This window comes from Humibacter sp. (assembly GCF_051954055.1).
Lineage (GTDB): Bacteria > Actinomycetota > Actinomycetes > Actinomycetales > Microbacteriaceae > Humibacter.
The window spans coordinates 132,398-151,641 of record NZ_JBQCIE010000092.1 but is presented as its reverse complement, the minus strand read 5'-3'; the positions used below and the strand labels follow the sequence as shown (position 1 = coordinate 151,641).

Genomic DNA, 19,244 nt, shown 5'->3' with positions numbered 1-19,244 from the left:
CCGGACCAAGCGGACAGGCTCTGCCCCATCGAAGGAATCAATGATGACTCTCAAGAAATCGCTGGCAGGGATGTCGCGTACGCGTCGCCTCCTTGCTGCGGTCGCGGCGGTCTCCGCCGCTGGTCTCGTACTCGCCGGGTGCTCATCCTCCGGTTCGAGTTCGGCGAGCGAGACGAAGAAGCTCACGCTGTGGTTGTCATCGAGTGCTGCACAGCAGGCCGGCTACGACCAGCTCGCCGCGCAGTACAAGAAGAAGACGGGCGTGTCGATCAAGATCGTGAACATCCCGTACAGCGGATACACCACGAAGCTGCGCGACGCAGCACAGGCGAACGCACTGCCCGACATCGCGAGCGTTCCGTCCCTCGATCCGATCTGGACCAACAAGCTCATCGACCTGTCGTCCATTGTGAAGACGAAGGCGAATCACATCAACGAGAACTTCATCGCCAAGACGTCCAAGGGGCAGGTTCTGGCGATTCCGTCGGATGTCACGGCATCCGGCCTTTTCATCAACAAGAGCCTCTTCGACAAGGCCGGCGTCTCCTATCCGACCTCGCCCAGCAAGACCTGGACCTGGCCGGAGTTCATCAAGGCCGCTGACCAGGTGCGTCAAGCCACAGGAGCCAAGTACGACCTCACTTACGACGCGTCGCCTTCGCGTCTTCGTGCGATGGTCTACGAGATGGGCGGCAAATACGTGCACGCCGACTCGAGCGGAACCTTCTCGACCGACGCCGCGACGAGCAAAGCGGTGAAGTACTTCGTGAGCCTGAACAACGACACCACCATGCCCAAGTCGGTGTGGACCAGCGGCGCCGACCCGTCGGCGCTCTTCCAGAGCGGTCAGGTGGTCGCGTACTGGTCGGGCGTGTGGCAGGTCGCTTCCTTCGCCGAGACGATCACCAAGTTCGATTGGGCGAGCGTGCCGACGCCGGCCCAGCCCGTGCAGGCCAGCGATGTGAACTCTGGAGGGCTCGTCGTCGGTTTCAACAACAGCTCAAGCGAGTCGACCGCGGCCAAGGACTTCCTGACCTGGATGTACCAACCCGCGCAGTACAAGAAGCTCACGGAGGTGAACGGGTACCTGCCGGTGGAGAGCGGGCTGAACCCCGTCTACCCGTTCAGCTCAACGGCGGCTCAGAACGCCTTCAAGCTCTACAACGAGGAGCTTCCGCTGTATGCGCCGATCTCCGGATACTTCAACCAGGCACAGACCCAGTGGGTGCTCGCCGGAAAGTCTCTGACCACCGACCCGAGCGTGACCGAGATCGGCAAGGCCATCAACGGTCAAGAGACGGTGGATGCCGCGCTGAAGAACATCGTGGACAGCTACAACCAGCAGGTCGGCAAGTAGGCGTTCCGATCGGCGATCGACAATGACAGTCACCGGAACGACGGCGGCGCAGACCGCTTCGGGGCAGGGACGCCCAGTCCTTGCCCCGAAGGGGAGCCGCCGTGTGCGCCTCAACCACTACACGGCAGCCCCACTCGCGCTCATCGCCGCGAACGTCGTGCTCTTCGCGCTCTTCTTCGTGTGGCCGGCAGCCATCGGGCTGGGCTATTCCTTCACGAACTACACAGGAGTCGGCGATCCTCAGTTCGTCGGGGTGAGCAACTACACGCAACTCCTCGGGGACCCGAACTTCTACGCCGCCCTTCTGCGGACGTGCGAGTACACGCTGCTCGTCGTGCCCATCAGCTATGCGCTCTCCTTGTTCATCGCGAACCTCATGGTGAGCAAGTACGCCAAGGGCAAGCTCGTCGCTCGGCTGATCTTCTTCATCCCGTGGCTCGTTTCGCCGATCATCACCGGTGTGGTGTGGCGTTGGCTGTTCGGTGAGAACTTCGGCCTCGTCAACTTCGTCGTCGAGTCGCTGGGGGGAAAGGCCGTTCCGTGGCAGTCGAACGCGACCCTCTCGCTCCTCGTGGTGGTCTTTGCGGCCACGTGGGCCGGGATGGCGTTCTCGATGCTCTTGTTCATCGCAGCCATCAAGAACGTTCCGACCTCGTACTACGAGGCGGCATCGCTCGACGGTGCCGGACCTGTGCGCCTGTTCTTCTCGATCACGCTGCCCAACATCGCCCCCACCTCGTTCATCGTCATCCTGCTCAGCACGATCGGCACGATGAAGGAGTACGCCCTGTTCCTGTCGCTGAACAACGGCGGACCGGGCACCGACAACAACCTCCTGGTGCAGTACATCTACCAGACGGGCTTCCAGCGCGGCCAGATCGGCTATGCGAGCGCGGCCAGCTTCATTCTGATGATCATCCTCATGGCCGTGGCGCTCATCCAGCTGGCCGTGAACCGGAAGGCGGGCCCCCGATGACGACGCAGGCAGAAGTCCTCAACGACCAGCGCGGCACGCGTTCTGATTCGGTGAAGCGGCGACCGCCTCGCAGAAAGAAGGGCATCGCGCCGGGCGAGATCGGCAGGCACCTCTCGGCGACCACTCTGCTCTGGGTGTTCGCCATCGGGTTCGCCTTCCCGCTGCTCTGGTTCATCCTCAGCTCTTTCAAGCCGTCCGGCGACCTGTTCTCCTACCCCTTGACCCTCTTCCCGAAGCACTGGACGGTCACGGGATACGCGACGGCGTGGCAGAGCTTCAACTTCGCGCAGTACTTCGCGAACACGATCGTGGTCGCCTGCGTCACCACCGTGCTGACCGTCGCCGCCAGCTGCGCGTCGGGTTACGCCCTGGCCAAGTACTCCAACCGCTGGCTCAAGGTGTTCTTCGTATGCATCCTCGCCACGACGATGCTGCCCACCGAGGTCATGCTCGCGCCCTCATTCCTCGTCGTTCGTGACCTCGGGCTCTACAACTCGCTAGCCGGCATCATCGTGCCCTCGATCCTGACCGCGACCGGTGTGCTCATGTTCCGCGGGTTCTTCCTCACGGTGCCCGATGAGATCGTCGAGGCCGCACGCATCGATGGAGCCAAGGAGCTGTCGATCTTCTTCCGCATCATGGTTCCGGTGTCCCGGCCCATCATGCTCACACTGGCGATCTTCTCGTTCCAGTGGCGATGGAATGACTACATCTGGCCGCTGCTCGTGCTCAACGACCCGAACAAGTTCACTCTGCAGATCGGGATCGAGAGCATCGTCGGCGCGCAGAACATCAACTGGTCGGTACTGCTCGGGGCATCGGTGATCTCGATCATCCCGCTGATCCTCATCTATCTCGTGTTCCAGAAGTACGTGATGAACGCCAACATCAACGCTGGGCTGAAGGACTGATGGAGTTCGTCTCATTCGCGGAGGCGATGGATTCGCAGCCCGCCCGACTCGCCAGGCTCGAGTCGGAGCTGGATGCCCGCCTCGCCGAGTTCCCCGCAGAGATCGTTCCATGGCGCGCGGGGGAGACGGTCGTGCTCGCCGCCATGGGAGCGGCACATCATTCCACCCACGCGTTCGCTCGGCTGCTCCGCACCGCTGGCATCCGGGCGCTGCCGTTGGTCGCCTCGGAGGGCAGGGGCCTCGAAGCCGCGAGCCTCGGTGATCACGTGGTGGTCGTCTCGGAATCCGGTCGTAGCCCCGAGCCGATCGAGTTCGCGCGTGGGTTCGCATCCGGTAGACGAACGGCGATCACGAACGATCCCGCCGCGCCCGTGGCCGAGATCGCGGATGCCGTGATCGAGCTGGGCGGCTTCCCCGACTCCCGCGCGTACACGGTGGGCTTCACAGCGATGCTCGTGGCGTACAACGGGCTCGCGGGAGCCCTCGGAGTCGCCTCAGGCGGCGGATCCATCGCCGGTGAAGTGGGTGACGCGCTCCAGCGTTTCATCCGGCCCGCCGAAGACTTCGCACATGTGCTGGCCGGCGCATCCTCTATCGACGTCGTCGGAGCCGGCGATTCCTTCACCGCTGCGGCGGAGATCGCCCTGCTCGCCCGGGAATGCCTTCGCATTCCGGCATCCGCGTACCCGACGCACCAGTACCTGCACGGTCCGATGGAGTCGGTGGGTGCAGGTACCGCCGTCATCCTCATCGGAGACTCACGTGAACGCGCGATCCCCGACTCGCTGCACGGATCCGGCGCGACATGCATCACGATCGGTCGCGCTCACGGCGGCGAGCTTGCTGACTTCGACACAGGCAGAGCCGACGGGCTGGCACGCGTCGCGGTCGAGGTGGTCGCAGGGCAGCGGCTCATGGCCGCGGCGATAGGCCGGCTGCCGTTCGAGATCGAGGAGTTCGTGCACAGTCAGACGGATACGAAGGTGTGAACCACCGGACCCGCAGCTCAGCACCACATCGAGGAGAGGTTCCGGTGTTCGATACACACTTTCACGACGCCGTCGTAGCGGCCGCCAGGCAACGGGCGGTCGTGCTGCTCGCCCAGGGCAGCTCGGCCATCTCGGGCCAGTCACACCGGGAGCTGATGCGAGACGCGAAGGTTCTGCTCTCGCTGGTGGCATCCGGTGAGGCGACCGCGCAGGACCGCGGCCGGCATCTGGCTGCTGCGCTCGAGCGCCTCGAACTGCTGCACGCTCGGCAATCGCGCTCCGGGCTCTTCGTCGGCGGTGACAACCTGGAGTCGCCACCAGACAGTGCGTTCACGGTGAACGACGCGTGCGACACGTACGAGTTCCTCTCGCAGCTGCGGACAACTCGACCCGATCGTCCGCGGAATGAGATCGATGAGATTCTCGAAGTCCTCGCCGCCATCATCCGCGACGTCACGCCACCCCTGCTCACCGGCGGGGTTCATACGCCGAACCATCGCTGGGAGATCAGCGCCGCGCTCGCTCGCATCCACCGATCCTTCCCCGACCATCGGCTCGTCGAGCGGGCCGAGGAGTGGCTCAGTGAGGGCGTGGACGTCGACACGGATGGACTGTATTCCGAGCGCAGCCCGAACTACGCGGCGCACGTGAGCAATCCATCGCTGAGCCTGCTGGCGGGGGTCTTGGAAAGGCCCGAGCTCGCTGACGTCGTGCTGCGGAATCTCGAGGCGACGCTCATGTTGATCCGGCCGGATGACACGGTGGAAACGGTCCAGTCGCGACGGCAGGACCAGGGCGCGCACTTCCCTCTGCGGGACTACCTCGCAGCATTCCGCGACGCCGCCATCTGCTCCGGGCGTTCCGATTTCGCCGCCGCGGCCCTGCGTGCGGAGGGCGCGGCCGTGACCGATCCCGAGCTCCTGGCGGAGACGTTGCTGAATCCGAGGCTGCTCGAGCCGCTGCCGGCAGAGCGGCAGGACGCGACGGGTTCCTACTTCCTCGAAGCCGTCGCGCTGGCCGGACGTCGAAGCGAGAGAACCGAAACCGTCCTGTACGGCGGATCGGACTATGGCACGCAGGGTCGCATCCGTTCGGGCCTGGCCAACAATCCCACCTTCTGCAGGCTTTTTGCAGGAGCGGCGATCCTGGACGCCGTGCGCCTGTCACGCTCCTTCTTCGACCTGGGACCCTTCCGGGCGCAGCGCATGCGGCGCCTCAAGGATGACTCCTACCTACTCGAAGAGACGCTCACGGCCGCGTACTACCAACCTCTGGCTGCCGAGGACCGGGCAGCGACCGGCGGGTACCGACTGGAAGACGACGGCCGCTTCAGCGCGTCGATGGCGTTCTCCTCGCGAGACAGGGACGAGGTGTCGATGAGGACGCGGATCGAGGCCCGGCTTCTCGACCAAGGCCTCGTTCTCGAGGTGTCCATCGACTCGCCCGAACTGCCGTGGTCGCTCGAATTCGGCTTCCGGGACGGCGGCGTGCTCGAGGGCGCGGACCGGAGGCCGGATGACACGTGGGTGTTGCCCGAGGGACGAGGCAGATATCGAGTCGGTGCGGATGCGATCAGCATCGAGGTCCAGGGGGCGCAGCTCAGCGGTGACCCGCTGCCGTACCAACCGGGACAGGACTACGCGTTTCTCGACGGGACGGATGCGGTCAGTGGGATCCGTGCCCGCGTGGGAGGAATGGCGCCTGCGGCGTTCACGGTGCTGCTCTGTGCGGAACCCGGAACAGCGCAGTGACGTCGACGACAGAGACCTCGGCGAGTCGAGGGCCGGACGCAGCCGCGCGCCCGGCCCGCATCGCGGTGGTGGGAGTTCACGGCTACGGCGCCGCGCACGTGCTCACGGTGCAGGCGCTTGAACGATCGGGACAGGCTCGCCTCGTGGGGCTTGTCGACACGGCCGACGGTCCGATCTACCGCGAGGGCAAGCGAGTGGGAGGTGACCTTCCGCGCATCTTGCCGAGCCTGGAAGACCTGCTCGATTCGACCCAGGTGGACATCGTGGCAATAGCCACGCCTCTGCACACGCATGCGGAGCTCGCATCGCGGGTGCTTCTTGCGGGTGCGGATGTGCTGCTCGAGAAGCCCCCCGTCACCGATCTGACCGCATTCGAGGCTCTGAGCGAGGTGCAGCGGCGCACAGGCGGGCTCGTACAGGTGGGATTCCAGAGCCTGGGGTCGCTGGCGCTCGCCGAACTGCGTCGCGTCATCTCGCAGGGACAACTGGGGACGATCGAGGCGATCGGAGCGGGAGGCTCCTGGACGAGGGACCGCGCCTACTGGGACAGGGCACCCTGGGCGGGCCGAAGGATGCTGAACGGTCATCGTGTCTCGGACGGAGCGGTCTCCAACCCTTTCGCCCATGCCGTCATGACGGCGTTGACCGTGGCGGGCTGGAACGCACCGGATGCCATCGGGTCGGTCGAGACGGATCTGCACCGAGCGAATGCGATCGAGGTCGACGACACGTCTGTCGTGCGCGTCCTGCCGAGCACGGCGGGGAAGGCCACGTTCGACGGGATCCTCACGTGCGCCTTCACGCTCGCTGGGCCCCGGGAGGACGACCCCTTCGTCATGGTTCGAGGCTCGAAGGGCACCGCGGTGCTGCACTACACGGAGGATCGGCTCACCCTGCCTGCTAGCGGCGCGCGGCGATACGGCCGCGTCGACCTCATGCAGAACCTGATGGATGCCCGCGCGGAGAGCGCCGAGCTGCTGTCGCCGCTGAGTGCCACCGGCGCTTTCGTCTCCGTCATCGAGGCGGTGGGGGCCGCCCCTGTCCACGCGATCGAACAGGAGAACGTCCGGTGGCGTGGCGCCGGAGAGCACGCGCATCCGGTAATTCCTGGAATCGTCGAAAACATCGAGCTGGCCCTGTCGCGCGAACGGCTCTTCCGTGAACTGCCCGAGGCGTCATGGGCGAGATGACTGCGCGCCCATAGAGAGACAGAGCGCAAGCATGCCACGCGCGGTCGCTCTTCGCCAGGCCCTTATGCGGATGCCGGTGCCGGCTGTTGAATGTCATGGCGCGAACCGCCGAACACCGGCGAACGGAGGGCCCATGAAACAACTGCTCGTCGCGGCCACACGCATCTGCACCGAGGACGCCGTGGCGGATGCCCTGCTCGACTACGAATTCGCGCTCGCGGAGCATCATCGCACGGAACGCGTCATCGTCCCGGTCTTCGTGAACGAGGGTGACACGGTGTGCGAGTTCATCCTGGGACGCGGCGCCATCTCGGGCTCTCTCGCGCTGCCCAACACGGCGGGTCGGCGCATCGCAGGATCCTCGGATGCCGTGAGCGAGCTGCGCGAGCGCGCCCGGATGGTGCGCGACGAGCTCTCCGGTCCTTTCGACGACGATTGGTACGAGGATCCGTCGCACGACGACTGACGCCGGACATCCAGCTGGGAATCGAGCGACACACTTCGTCGTGATCGGCTAGAACGGAGTTGACCGGTCACCGCTGGGAGGACGAGCCGTGCAAGACGTCGTGGTCGTGGGGTCGGGGCCCAATGGGCTCGCGGCCGCGGTCACGCTCGCTCGCGCCGGACTCTCCGTGATCGTGCTCGAGGGGAGTGACCATATCGGAGGCGGCAGTGCCTCGGCCGAGCTCACCATCCCGGGAGTCGTGCATGACGTCTGCTCGGCGGTGCATCCGATGGCACTCGCCAGTGAGTTCTTCCGGAGGTTCGAGCTGGAGCGTCGCATCCAGCTCCTGGTGCCGGAGATCTCCTACGGGCATCCGCTCGACGACGGGCGAGCAGCGATCGCCTACCGTGACCTGGAGCGCACGGCGGAAGGGTTGGCGGCGGACGGCGAGACCTGGAGGCGATTGTTCGCTCCATTCGCGCGGGACGACGGCCGAGCCCTTTCCGACGTGATGGGGCGTCCGCTGGTTCGCGTGCCCAGGCATCCGCTCGCGCTCGTCCGCTTCGGACTGCGCTCGCTCAGGCACGGCACTCGTCTGTGGAAGGGCGCCTTCGAGACCCAGGAGGCTGCGGCACTGCTGACCGGTGTCTTCGCGCACACGATCCAGCGGATGCCCTCCCTCGGCTCCGCGGCACCCGGTCTCACTCTTGCCGCGTTCGCCCACTGCGGGGGCTGGCCCATTCCTCGCGGCGGGAGCGGTGCAATCGCGACCGCCCTGGCAGACGACCTGGTGGCCCACGGCGGACGCATCGAGACCGGTGCGTGGGTTCGAAGCCTCGACGAGCTCCCTCCGGCACGGGCGACGATTCTGGATGTCACACCCCGCGCCTTCCTGCAGCTCGCCGGCGACCGCGTGCGAACGCCCCGGCCGTACCGCACATTCCGCTATGGAAACGCGGCCGCGAAGGCGGATTTCGTGCTCTCCGATCCGGTGCCGTGGCGCAACGAGGAGTTGCGCAGCGCCGTGACAGTGCACGTCGGCGGGTCGCGCGCCGAGCTGGCGAAAGCGGAGGATGCGGTCGCTGCGGGACGTCATGCCAGGCATCCGTATGTGCTCACCGCCCAGCCGACGCTGCTCGACCCGGATCGTGCGCCCGGACGCCACGTGCTCTGGGCATACACGCACGTGCCTGCGGGATCGGTGGACGATCCGACCGAGGCGATCGTGCAGCGCATCGAGCTGTTCGCCCCCGGGTTCAGGGACACGATCGTCGCCAGCAACGGCCAGAGCGCCGAACAGCTGGACGAGCGGAACCCGAACGATGTGGCCGGCGACATCGCATCCGGGGCGGTGAGCTTCGGGCAGCTGGTCGCGCGTCCCACGTTCGGACCGCACCCGTGGCAGACGCCGGTACGAGGCGTCTACCTGTGCTCGGCGTCGACGTGGCCGGGGCCGGGCGTGCACGGCCTGGGCGGATGGAACGCGGCGCTGCGAGCGCTGGAGCGTGAATTCGGCATCACGACGAAGCCCGATCTGTCGATCGGCGCGTGACCCGTCAGTGGGACTCGAGCGCCTTCGCGCAGTCGATGCACAGCTCGGCGAACGGCCGGGCGCGCAACCGAGCCACCCCGATCGGCTTGCCGCAGTTCATGCACACCCCGTAGGTTCCTGCCTCGAGGTGAGCGAGCGCGTGATCGATCTCGGTCAGTTCGAGCTCGAGATCTTCGTGCAGCCCGGTCAGCTGCGACCATGTCGCGGCCATCGTTGGGCCTTCGGGATCGTGCTCGTCGTCGGCCTGTCCGCCCGATCGTGCCTCGCGCGCGTCACTGAGCGAGGCATCCAGTCTGCCCTGCCTGGCCAGCACCTCTCGGCGCCGCGCATCGAGGGCGTCGTGGAATTCACGCCGTTGGGCGTCTGTCAGGCTTCGTCGCACGGAAGACACGCGCCGATAGTAGCCCTACACCGCGCCGATGGCTGTCAGTACTATCAGCGCGCCGTTCAGAGCGACGATCGCGGCGACCGTCACGGCCCCGGCGATCCGCAGGGGAGTGCGGTTCGCGAACGTCCCCATCGTGCCGCGGCGTGAGGTGAACCAGACGAGCGGGATCACGGCGAATGGGATGCCCACGCTCAGCACGACCTGGCTGATCACAAGGGCCCACGTCGGATCGACGCCCAGGCCGAGCACGACGAGAGCCGGGATGAGTGTGATGGCGCGTCTGACCAGAATGGGCACGCGTACCCGCAGCAGCCCCGACATGACCGAGGCACCCGCATAGCATCCGACCGAGGTGGAGGCGAGGCCGGATGCCAGCAGCCCGATGCCGAAGATCACGCCGACCACGGGTCCCAACGCCTGGGTGATCGCGGTGTGCGCGCCCTCGATGCTGTCCGTCCCGCTCACGCCGGGAAGGCTCGCAGCGGCCAGGAGCAGCATCGCGATGTTCACCGAGCCGGCCACGATGAGCGCGAAGATCACGTCCCAGCGATTGGCGCGCAGCAGATGGCGCACCCGCCGCGGGTCGCCAGAGGCTCCGTGCCGGTCGAGGGCGAGCGCCGAGTGCAGGTACACGGCGTGCGGCATGACGGTCGCCCCGAGCATGCTGGCCGCCAGCAGAACGGACCGCGACCCCTCGAACCGTGGCACTACGCCGGCAGCCGCTGCCTGCCAGTCCACCGGGCTCACGACCAGAGAGGCGACGAACCCGATGGTGATCACCGCCAGCAGGCCCATCATCACGAACTCGAACGCGCGCTGTCCGCGGCGGGATTGCACGGCGAGGATGCCCATGGACACGAGTCCGACGATGACGCCTCCGGCCAGCAGCGGCAGCCCGAACAGGATCTGCAGCGCGATCGCCCCGCCGATCACCTCTGCCATGTCGGTGGCGGCCGCGATGATCTCGGCCTGCGCCCAGTAGAGCAGCCGAGCGGTGCGGGGCATCCGCTCTCCGAGCAGCTCTGGCAGGCTGCGGCCGGTCACGATGCCGAGCTTCGCCGACAGATATTGCACGATGACGGCCATGACGTTCGCGGCAACCAGCACCCAGACCAGCAGGTACTTGTACTGCGCGCCTGCGGTCAGGTTCGCCGCCACATTTCCCGGGTCGACGTAGGCGATGGCGGCGACGAAGGCCGGCCCGATCAGCCAGAGGAGCCGGCGTTCCGCGGGACGGTCGGCGCGGATGTCGGTGGCCGGCTGCTCAACGGACTCGCGCGTCATCGCCTCGCCTCATGACCTGTCGTGCAGAAAGTTAGATCAGTCTAACTCTTGAGGTCAGAGGTGCTTAACCCGTTGCATCTGAACGGGCGACTGTGGTGTTTCAGTAACGACCGGTGAGCGCCTTGTTCTTGATCGCCTCGAACTCGCCCTGCGAGATCGCGCCCTCGTCGAGCAGCTCTTGCGCCCGCGCGATATCGCTTGCCGGGTTGGCCGACGGACGCGGTCGATACGAGTCATCCTCGGGCACGACCCCGCGGCGCCGCTGCGCGCGCTCTGCCATGCCACGACCACGTGCGATCACGTAGACCAGCGCAGTGATGAGCGGCACGAAGATGAGGCAGATGACCCACAGTGCCTTCCACCACCCGTTGAGGGTGTGGTCTGCGAACAGGTCGAAGAGGATGTAGAACACCGCCACGAGGTACGCGACGAAGAACAGGATGTCGAGAAACATCCAGATGAGGCCGACGAACGTCATCTCGGTGCTCCCCTCAGGCGAGGATTTTGGACTTCAACGAGTTGTACTCGTCTTGAGTGATGGTGCCCGCGTCGAGAAGCGACTTCGCCTTGGCGATCTCGTCAGCCGGTGATGCGCCGGCCACCTGCTTGATGTAGTCATCCGTCGCCCTCTGCACCTGCTTCTGCTCCTTCGCGCTGCGCTCCGCCATGCCTCTTCCACGGGCGATGAGGTACACGAGCACCGTGAGGAACGGCACGAAGACCAGGAAGATGATCCACAGCGCCTTCCACCAGCCATTGAGTCTGTGATCACGGAACAGGTCGGCGACCACGGCGAATAACGCGAACAGGTAGGCGACGAACGCGAAGCTCCAGAAGATGACCCAGATCACGTTCCAGAAGTTGTCCCAGAAGCTCATGGCTGCTGTCCTCTCTCGTGCGCCAGCGGGCGCGAATGCGACCGCGGGGCCTGCGGTCAACGCCAGTCAAGCGGCCGCGAACAGGTGCAGGCACACCTAGATCGGGTGAGGTCATCGGCGCGGCCAAGAAAATAGACATCTGTTGCAGATCGTGTCTTCCTGGTTAGGGTGGCGGTGACAATGCTGCATGGGGGAGGCGCATGTCGACGATCGGAGCACGCTCAGCGAAGTCCGAGGTAGCGGGACAGACGCGGCGCGAAGACGGGACCAGGCAGGCATCCGGAGTCCCGGCCGAGGCGGTCTTCGAGATCGCCAGACCGAGACTGGACGAGCCGCTCGAGCAACTGGAATCGGGGGAACGAACGGCCGTAGCACTGTGGGCAGCGGCAGGAGCGGGCAAGAGCGTGCTCATCGCCCGGTGGGCGCGCGGCCTGCGCGAGCGCGGCGAGACCGTGCGGTGGGTACGCGGGCCGGCACTGCCCGACGTCGCCGCGGAACTGCGAGGCAGCAGGCGCACCGTCTACTTGTTCATCGAAGACGCGCACCGGATCACCTCGGTGCGCGCCAAGGCGGCGCTGACCTCCGTGCTCGAGGATGCGACGAACGACATCCGCGTCGTCGTCGCCGGACGATATCAACCGGTCTCGGGACTCGCGTTCCTGCTGGCCTCCGGCCGGCTGCTGGAGCTGTGCACGGAAGATCTCGCGTTCGACCGCGATGAGGTTGCAGAACTGGCGGAACGCCACGGCCTGGAACTGGCGGACGAGGCGGCGGGTGCCCTCGTCAAGCGCACCGGCGGCTGGGCGACCGCCATCACACTGGCGATGCCGTGGCTCGCCCGCAGCGCAGATGTCAGTGCTGCCGTGAGCGAATTCAGCGGCGACAACGGCGCCGTCGCGGACTTTCTCATCTCGGAGGTGCTCGCGGGATTCGACGACGACACCAGGCGGCTGCTCGTCTCGGTCGCGGTGAACCGATACGTGCCGGTCGATCTTGCCGCGATGCTGAGCGGTCACGCCGATCACCTCGCCCTTCTGCACGAGGTGGCCAGGTCGAATGCCTTGATCACCGAGGACCCGCACGGATTCCGGTTCCACCCGGTTCTGCTGGCGTTCCTCAAGGCGGAAGCACGCAGGATCGACCGGAGCCGGGCGGCACGCGGGCACGCGAATGCCGCTGACTGGTATGCGGCGCACGAACGGCCCGCGGATGCGCTGCACCAGGCGATCGAGTCACGCGACAGCGCGGTGCTGGCCGACGTGCTCTCCCGTGTCGGGCTCGAGCTCGCGCTCGCCGGGCGGAGCCGCCTGATCGCCTCTGCGCTCGCGCGCTTCACGCCCGAGGAAGACGAGCCGCTGGTCGCGCTGGTGCTCCGGCTGCTCCTGAATGCTCCCACCTTCGCGGATCGCCGCCGCGCGCGTCACCTGCTGGCGATGGCCGATCTCGCGGCCGCCGCGCCTCGACCGGCCTGCTCCGACGCGTGGGTGGTCGCCCTGGACGCCGTGCGCTGCTTCGTCGAGGTGCGCGAGGGCACCGCGTCCGCCGGCGCGTCTCGCCTCACCGATCCCGTCGCCGTCGCGGAGCGTCAGGCCAGCCTCGGTCTCGACCTCCTGTGCGCGACCGCCGAGGCCTGGCTGCTCGCCAGGATCGGAGAGTCGCAGCGCGCGCACGGAATGCTGCGCGATGTACGGGTCTCCGCACATCGTGCCGGCATGGACTGGCTGTTCCTCGTCGCCAGCGAGTTCTCGATCGGCATTCTCAGCGACCTCGGCCGCTGGGACGAGGCCGTCGTCCTCGAGGACCGGCTGGTGGAGGCTGCTGACCGTTTCACGTCGGCTCCGAGGGACCGCGCGCGGCGCCGAGTGGAGGTGGTGGCAGCCACCCGCCGCTACCTGCGGTGCGTCGAAGGCGGACCGCTCGGGCTCGGCGACGTCGTGGCATCCGACCCGCTCGGCCTCGACCCCGAGCTGAGCGCGACCGCGTGCGTGCTCGAACTGCTGCCCTCGCTCGACGCCGAACCGAACCCGCGGAACACGGTCGACGAACTCGAACGGCTGATGCGAGAGACCGCGGTATACGTGCCCCGCATTTTCGCGCTCGCCGCACCGCGGATGGTCGCGGCCCGATTCGCGCTCGATGGCCGGGCAAGGGCGAAGGAGACAGCCGAGCTGGCGTACTCGGTGCTCGGGGTGAACAGCTTGGAGGGCGCCATCGTGCGCTACCTTCTCAGCCCGCCGCTGCGGAACACGGAGCCCGCGGCACGCCAGCTCGACGATGCCGCCAGGAGCGGCCACGCCTGGCACTCCGCGTCGTTCGTCACGGCGGCACTGCACCTGGCCCGCTCCGCGGAAGACAACCGGCGAAGCACCGAAGCGGACGCCTTCACCCTGCAGGCCGTCGAGCTGGCGGTGCGTTACCGGGTGGATCGTCCCTTCCTCGCGCCGGCCACGGACGGCATCGGACTCGTCACCCGCCGGCTCGGCCGGTTCGGACACCTGGAGGATGAGGCACGACGCATCGTCGCGTCCGCTCCACGGGCTGCCGCGCATCCGGACAAAGACGCCCTGGTCATCGAGTCGCTGACGCCGAAGGAGCGGGACATCCTGACGGAGCTCCCGGTGCATCAGTCGGTGGCGGAGATCGCGCGAAAGCACTCCTTGAGCGTGAACACGATCAAGACCCACCTGCGCAACATCTATCAGAAGCTGGGTGTTTCCGACCGCAGCGAGGCGGTCACCACGGCGCAAGGTCTCGGCCTCATCTGACGGTCGTCGTCGCCTGCCGAGGGAATCACCCGCGGTAGGTGACGCGCTCTCCTCCGGCCCGCACGAACCTGGATGTGCAGCACGGGGGAGGTGCGGTGTGAAGCGCTACGAGATCCGTCTTCCGTATGCCTTCTCGGAGCGGCTGGCCGCCGCATTCCCCGAGATGGACGCCGTGCAGATAGCGCCGTCCATGACGATCCTCGTGGGCAACTTGCGCGACCAGACCCAGCTGCACGGGCTTCTCGCCCGCATCGCCGACATGGGGCTGGAGATCCTCGAGGTGCGCCAGGACGGCTGAGATCCCACGCGTCGGCAGCTCAGAACTGTCCGATGCCCTTGCCGATCACGACGAAGCCGAGCACGAACATGAGCACGGCCATGATCGTTGCGTTGTTGTCGGTGAGCCAGCCGCGCAGAGCATCCAACGGGCGGGCCATCGAGGCGGATGCCAGAAGGTATGCGACGACGGGGATGATGATCGAGCTCGCCGCGATCAGCACGAATACGACGATCACGATCGCCTCCTGCCAGAGGACGACGTCGGACGACCCGATGGCCAGACCGGCGCTGACCGCCAGAAGCAGATTCTTCGGGTTCACGGCGGAGAGCACGACGCCCAGCACGAAGCCACGAAGCGCCGTCATGGAGTCGATCGCCTTCATCCACCCCGGCAGTTTCGGCTCATCGCCGTCCTTGGGCCGGCTGCGCCACTGGCGGATTCCGATCAGCAGCAGGAGCGCCCCGAGCACGATGTCGATCACCCCGATGATCGGATGCGTGGCCTCCGGGTCAGCGGCGGGCAGGATCGAGGACAGCGCCGCGAACACGATGACGGCCACGGCGATCCCGACGATCCAGCCGATCAGGAACCCGACACCCGTGCTCTTCGCGCGCGGCGACAGGAGCATCAGGATCGCCGCGATCATCGGCACCGGGCTGATGGCGATGCCGATCGCCACCGGCAGTGTCGTCCCGATGAGCGGTCCCATGACGGCCTCCGATCCGCGCGTCGTGCAGCATCCCGCGCGACTCCCCGCGCCTGACGCTAGTCGAACAGTGCTGGGCGACCGTCCTCCGTTTCGGGTGATTGGCCCTCCACCCGCGTTTCCGTTCCGAGGCGGCGGTTAGCTTGAGCACGGTCGGAGGGAACCGCATGAGCTGGTGGCGCAGGCGCAGGGATGACGCGGTTCAGGATGCCCCGCTCGATGGCGAGCAGCTCGCCGAGGCATCCGTCGGCCCCACCTCCGGGTGGCCGCGGGCCGACGCGATCCTGCTCGGGCTCGCGGGTGCCACCGTCACGGCCATCGGCATGTTCTACCTTCGTGGCTTCCTCGCCCCGGTGCTCCTGGCTCTGATTCTCACGATCTGCGTGCATCCGCTGCGACGAGCACTGGAGCGCTGGGGTGTGCACCGGGGCATCGCGACCGGCTCCGTCATCGCTGCAGTGTTCGTTCTGCTGGCCGCATTCGTGGCGGCTCTCGTCGTCGCGCTCGCGCAGTTCGCCAGCCTGCTTCCGCAGTTCGCGCCGCAGCTGGAGCAGGCCGGGAAGACGATCGGGTCGTGGCTGCGAGCGGTGGGTTTCGACGCGAACCAGGTGCAGGCCTTCGTCGCCGACCTCGATCCGAGCCGCATCATCGGCTTCGTCGGCGGACTGCTCGGAAGCGTGGCGAACGTCACGTTCGGCCTGGTCGTGGTGCTCACGTGCCTGATCCTGATGGCGGTGGATGCCAGCGCCATGTCGATCGTGTCGAAGCAGCTCGCACGTCACCGGCCGCACATGGTGACAGCGCTAGGCGGCTTCGCCACCGGGGTGCGCCGCTACATGGTGGCGACGACGGGCTTAGGCATCGCACAGGGAGTGCTGAACTGGGTCGCGCTCATGATCCTTCAGGTGCCCGGCGCTTTCCTCTGGGGGATGCTCTCGTTCCTCTGCAGCTACATCCCGAACATCGGCTACTTCATCGCGATCGTCCCCCCACTCGTCTTCGGGTTGCTGAGCGGCGGGTGGGGAATTTTCATCGCGGTCATCGTCATCTACGGCGTCATCAACTCGGTCGTGCAGTCGATCATCCAGCCCAGGGTCGTCGGAAACGCTGTCGCGCTCAGCCAGACGATCACGTTCGTCTCCGTGCTGTTCTGGGCCGTCGTCGTCGGCCCGGTCGGCGCCATCCTCGCCGTTCCGCTCACGTTGCTGGTGCGCACGATCCTCATCGACTCCGACCCGCGGGCGAAGTGGTGGCGGCCGGTGCTGGGCGACCTTCGACAGCACACCCTAAACGGGTGATTGCCTCCGCGTCGCCGTTGCGCGCCGGACGCCCTGTCTAGCGTGACGATGACGCCTGGGTCAGGCGTCGCCAGACTCGCGACATCCACAGGGAGGGTGCGGATATGCCACGCGAATTCAAGGGCGACATCAAACTCGACGTGCGGGACTCCAAGGCGGACTGGGACGCCTTCCTGCCCGACAAGCCGCCGCAGGGCGCGCCGAATGTGCTGGTCGTGCTCTACGACGACACCGGGCAGGCGGCATGGTCGACCTACGGCGGCCGTATCAACATGCCGACGATGGAGCGCCTCGCCGCGGGCGGCCTGACCTACACGCAATGGCACACGACCGCGCTGTGCTCGCCGACTCGGTCGACGTTCCTCACCGGTCGCAACCATCACGCCAACGGCTTCGCGACCATCTCGGAGTCGTCCACCGGCTTTCCCGGCTACAACTCGCACATTCCGCCGCAGAACGCGACCATGGCCAACATCCTTCGCGACGCGGGCTGGGCGACGTTCTGGGTGGGCAAGAACCACAACGTGCCCATCGACGAGTGGACGGCGGGGGCGTCGAAGAAGAACTGGCCACTGGGCCAGGGCTACGACCGGTTCTACGGCTTCATCGGCGGCGAGACCAACAACTGGTACCCGTCGCTGGCGGAGGACAACCGCTACATCGACCAGCCGTACACACCGGAGGAGGGGTACCACCTCTCCAAGGACCTTGCCGATCAGGCGCTGAAGATGCTCCGCGACGTGAAGCAGACGGAGCCCGACAAGCCGTGGTACCTGTGGTTCTGCCCGGGGGCGAACCATGCTCCGCACCACGCGCCGCAGGAGTACATCGACAAGTACAAGGGTGTGTTCGACGACGGCTACGAGGCGTACCGCGAGTGGGTCCTTGCGCGCATGATCGAGAAGGGCCTCCTGCCCGAGGGCACGGATCTCACCGAGCTCAACCCGATGCCGGAGGGCACGTTCTCCGAGACGGACCGCGTGCGGCCCTGGGACGAGTTGAACGACGACGAGAAGCGCATGTTCAGCCGCATGGCCGAGGTGTACGCGGGGTTCAGCGAGTACACGGATGCCCAGGTCGGCCGCATCGTCGACTACCTGGAGGAGACCGGTCAGCTCGACAACACGATCATCTTCTACTGCGCCGACAACGGGGCATCCGGTGAGGGCAGCCCGAACGGGTCCGTGAACGAGGGCAAGATCTTCGGCGGTTATCCGGACGACGAGCAGGAGAACCTGCGCATGGTCGACAAGCTCGGCTCACCGGACACCTACAACCACTACCCGACGGGGTGGGCGGCGGCGTTCTCCACGCCGTACCGCATGTTCAAGCGCTACGTCTACCAGGGCGGCGTCTGCGACCCCATGGTGATCCACTGGCCGGCCGGCATCAGCGCCAAGGGCGAGATCCGCAACCAGTACCACCACTCGACGGATGTCGTCGCGACCATCCTCGACGTCTGCGGTGTCTCCATGCCCGAGGAGTACAACGGTGTGGCGCAGCGCCCTCTCGACGGTGTGTCGATGCGGTACAGCTTCGACGCGAGCGCCGACGGGGCATCCGAGAAGCACACGCAGTACTACGAGATGTTCGGCAACCGCGGAATCTGGCACGACGGCTGGAAGGCCGTCACGGAGCACGGGCCCGTCAGCGGCAAGGGCGACTTCGAGAACGACGTGTGGCAGCTGTTCCACACGGATGTCGACCGCTCGGAGGCGCACGATGTGGCGGCGGAGCATCCGGAGAAGCTCGAAGAGCTGAAGAGGCTTTGGATGGCGGAGGCGCAGCGCAACCTCGTGCTGCCACTGAACGATCTGCAGGTCATCGGTAACCCGAAGGACTTCGAGACCTTCATCAACATGGAGTTCCACGTGCCTGTGCCGCCGTCCGGGCAGTACACCTACTACCCGGGGACCACCGAGGTGCCGGAGCGGTCGGCGGCGAACGTGCACGGCGTGTCGTACAAGGTGCTGGCCGAGGTGGACACGACCGCGGACACCGAGGGTGTGATCTTCGCACACGGTTCCCGGTTCGGTGGCCACGCGATGTTCGTGAAGGACGGACAGTTGACCTACGCGTACAACTTCCTGGGCATCCCGCCGGAGGTCGACGTGTCGGCGCCGCTGCCGACTCCCGGCAAGCACATCTTCGGTGTCGAGTTCACCAAGACGGGAACCGGACAGTATCGCGAGGCGACCGGGCCGTTGAAGTTGTACATCGACGACGAGCTCGTGGCGCAGCAGGACATCCGGACAGTGCTGGGGCACTTCTCGTTGTGTGGCGAGGGTCTGTGCATCGGATACGACAGCGGCGACGCGGTGTCGAAGCAGTACCAAGGGTCCCGATTCGACTACACCGGTGGCCGGATCAAGAAGGTCGTCTTCGACATCGCCGACGACGCGTACGTCGATCTCGAGGCGCATCTGGCGGCAGCCATGGCGAGGGACTGAGCGGCGAACTACGCGCAGACTGAG

At 66.5% G+C, this 19,244-nt stretch carries 17 protein-coding genes; 12 read left to right on the top strand and 5 right to left on the bottom strand.

Translation table 11 applies throughout. The features are described 5' to 3' along the window. Window positions 1-43 precede the first annotated feature (43 nt). The 8 genes from ACTHNC_RS10575 (at window position 44) to ACTHNC_RS10540 (ending at window position 9,171) form a co-directional block, all read left to right on the top strand. Window positions 44-1,357, top strand: coding sequence for an extracellular solute-binding protein (locus tag ACTHNC_RS10575; protein WP_440294558.1), 1,314 nt, complete (start codon window positions 44-46; stop codon window positions 1,355-1,357). Between the two features lie 22 nt (window positions 1,358-1,379). After that, window positions 1,380-2,333: a carbohydrate ABC transporter permease gene (locus tag ACTHNC_RS10570; RefSeq protein WP_440294557.1), complete on the top strand. Its 954-nt coding sequence runs from the start codon at window positions 1,380-1,382 to the stop codon at window positions 2,331-2,333. Next, window positions 2,330-3,244 (top strand): carbohydrate ABC transporter permease, encoded by a 915-nt coding sequence (locus ACTHNC_RS10565; RefSeq protein WP_440294556.1) that lies wholly within the window; start codon window positions 2,330-2,332, stop codon window positions 3,242-3,244. Before ACTHNC_RS10570 ends, ACTHNC_RS10565 begins: the two co-directional genes overlap by 4 nt. Then, complete coding sequence (locus ACTHNC_RS10560) at window positions 3,244-4,233, top strand: SIS domain-containing protein (RefSeq protein WP_440294555.1); 990 nt, start codon at window positions 3,244-3,246, stop codon at window positions 4,231-4,233. The genes ACTHNC_RS10565 and ACTHNC_RS10560 overlap by 1 nt, the downstream gene beginning before the upstream one ends. 44 nt (window positions 4,234-4,277) lie before the next feature. Beyond that, the gene (locus ACTHNC_RS10555; RefSeq protein ID WP_440294554.1) at window positions 4,278-5,984 is read left to right on the top strand and encodes a hypothetical protein; all 1,707 of its coding nucleotides are present in this window, start codon (window positions 4,278-4,280) and stop codon (window positions 5,982-5,984) included. After that, window positions 5,981-7,174, top strand: a complete 1,194-nt coding sequence (locus ACTHNC_RS10550) for a Gfo/Idh/MocA family protein (RefSeq protein WP_440294553.1) — start codon at window positions 5,981-5,983, stop codon at window positions 7,172-7,174. Before ACTHNC_RS10555 ends, ACTHNC_RS10550 begins: the two co-directional genes overlap by 4 nt. Before the next feature lie 133 nt (window positions 7,175-7,307). Further along, window positions 7,308-7,640 (top strand): hypothetical protein, encoded by a 333-nt coding sequence (locus ACTHNC_RS10545; RefSeq protein WP_440294552.1) that lies wholly within the window; start codon window positions 7,308-7,310, stop codon window positions 7,638-7,640. Window positions 7,641-7,728: 88 nt separating this feature from the next. Next, window positions 7,729-9,171: a phytoene desaturase family protein gene (locus ACTHNC_RS10540; RefSeq protein WP_440294551.1), complete on the top strand. Its 1,443-nt coding sequence runs from the start codon at window positions 7,729-7,731 to the stop codon at window positions 9,169-9,171. Between the two features lie 4 nt (window positions 9,172-9,175). Here the strand turns inward: ACTHNC_RS10540 and ACTHNC_RS10535 are convergent, their stop codons facing one another. From ACTHNC_RS10535 to ACTHNC_RS10520, 4 genes are all read right to left on the bottom strand, one after another. Further along, complete coding sequence (locus ACTHNC_RS10535) at window positions 9,176-9,562, bottom strand: TraR/DksA family transcriptional regulator (protein WP_440294550.1); 387 nt, start codon at window positions 9,560-9,562, stop codon at window positions 9,176-9,178. Between the two features lie 15 nt (window positions 9,563-9,577). Continuing rightward, window positions 9,578-10,843 (bottom strand): Nramp family divalent metal transporter, encoded by a 1,266-nt coding sequence (locus ACTHNC_RS10530; protein ID WP_440294549.1) that lies wholly within the window; start codon window positions 10,841-10,843, stop codon window positions 9,578-9,580. Between the two features lie 100 nt (window positions 10,844-10,943). Further along, window positions 10,944-11,321: a hypothetical protein gene (locus tag ACTHNC_RS10525; RefSeq protein ID WP_440294548.1), complete on the bottom strand. Its 378-nt coding sequence runs from the start codon at window positions 11,319-11,321 to the stop codon at window positions 10,944-10,946. A gap of 13 nt (window positions 11,322-11,334) precedes the next feature. Continuing rightward, window positions 11,335-11,721, bottom strand: a complete 387-nt coding sequence (locus ACTHNC_RS10520; protein ID WP_440294547.1) for an SHOCT domain-containing protein — start codon at window positions 11,719-11,721, stop codon at window positions 11,335-11,337. A 200-nt stretch (window positions 11,722-11,921) separates the two neighbouring features. Here ACTHNC_RS10520 and ACTHNC_RS10515 point away from each other — a divergent pair, with 200 nt between their 5' ends. Together ACTHNC_RS10515 and ACTHNC_RS10510 are read left to right on the top strand one after the other, a co-directional pair. After that, complete coding sequence (locus tag ACTHNC_RS10515; protein WP_440294546.1) at window positions 11,922-14,486, top strand: LuxR C-terminal-related transcriptional regulator; 2,565 nt, start codon at window positions 11,922-11,924, stop codon at window positions 14,484-14,486. A 97-nt stretch (window positions 14,487-14,583) separates the two neighbouring features. After that, window positions 14,584-14,784 (top strand): hypothetical protein, encoded by a 201-nt coding sequence (locus ACTHNC_RS10510; protein ID WP_440294545.1) that lies wholly within the window; start codon window positions 14,584-14,586, stop codon window positions 14,782-14,784. A gap of 19 nt (window positions 14,785-14,803) precedes the next feature. On the opposite strand, the gene ACTHNC_RS10505 is transcribed toward ACTHNC_RS10510, so the two are convergent. Further along, complete coding sequence (locus tag ACTHNC_RS10505) at window positions 14,804-15,475, bottom strand: GAP family protein (RefSeq protein ID WP_440294544.1); 672 nt, start codon at window positions 15,473-15,475, stop codon at window positions 14,804-14,806. A gap of 164 nt (window positions 15,476-15,639) precedes the next feature. Here ACTHNC_RS10505 and ACTHNC_RS10500 point away from each other — a divergent pair, with 164 nt between their 5' ends. Together ACTHNC_RS10500 and ACTHNC_RS10495 are read left to right on the top strand one after the other, a co-directional pair. Further along, on the top strand, window positions 15,640-16,770 hold the full coding sequence (locus ACTHNC_RS10500; RefSeq protein ID WP_440294543.1) for an AI-2E family transporter: 1,131 nt from the start codon (window positions 15,640-15,642) through the stop codon (window positions 16,768-16,770). A gap of 104 nt (window positions 16,771-16,874) precedes the next feature. Beyond that, a complete protein-coding gene (locus ACTHNC_RS10495) occupies window positions 16,875-19,220 on the top strand; it encodes an arylsulfatase (protein ID WP_440294542.1) in 2,346 nt (781 codons plus the stop codon). Window positions 19,221-19,244 lie beyond the last annotated feature (24 nt).

Bases quoted from the DNA above. Each gene is read 5' to 3' on its own strand.
- ACTHNC_RS10575 (WP_440294558.1), top strand. From the start codon at position 44: ATGACTCTCAAGAAATCGCTGGCAGGGATGTCGCGTACGCGTCGCCTC.
- ACTHNC_RS10570 (WP_440294557.1), top strand. From the start codon at position 1,380: ATGACAGTCACCGGAACGACGGCGGCGCAGACCGCTTCGGGGCAGGGA.
- ACTHNC_RS10565 (WP_440294556.1), top strand. From the start codon at position 2,330: ATGACGACGCAGGCAGAAGTCCTCAACGACCAGCGCGGCACGCGTTCT.
- ACTHNC_RS10560 (WP_440294555.1), top strand. From the start codon at position 3,244: ATGGAGTTCGTCTCATTCGCGGAGGCGATGGATTCGCAGCCCGCCCGA.
- ACTHNC_RS10545 (WP_440294552.1), top strand. From the start codon at position 7,308: ATGAAACAACTGCTCGTCGCGGCCACACGCATCTGCACCGAGGACGCC.
- ACTHNC_RS10530 (WP_440294549.1), bottom strand. From the start codon at position 10,843: ATGACGCGCGAGTCCGTTGAGCAGCCGGCCACCGACATCCGCGCCGAC.
- ACTHNC_RS10525 (WP_440294548.1), bottom strand. From the start codon at position 11,321: ATGACGTTCGTCGGCCTCATCTGGATGTTTCTCGACATCCTGTTCTTC.
- ACTHNC_RS10520 (WP_440294547.1), bottom strand. From the start codon at position 11,721: ATGAGCTTCTGGGACAACTTCTGGAACGTGATCTGGGTCATCTTCTGG.
- ACTHNC_RS10515 (WP_440294546.1), top strand. From the start codon at position 11,922: ATGTCGACGATCGGAGCACGCTCAGCGAAGTCCGAGGTAGCGGGACAG.
- ACTHNC_RS10505 (WP_440294544.1), bottom strand. From the start codon at position 15,475: ATGGGACCGCTCATCGGGACGACACTGCCGGTGGCGATCGGCATCGCC.
- ACTHNC_RS10500 (WP_440294543.1), top strand. From the start codon at position 15,640: ATGAGCTGGTGGCGCAGGCGCAGGGATGACGCGGTTCAGGATGCCCCG.
- ACTHNC_RS10495 (WP_440294542.1), top strand. From the start codon at position 16,875: ATGCCACGCGAATTCAAGGGCGACATCAAACTCGACGTGCGGGACTCC.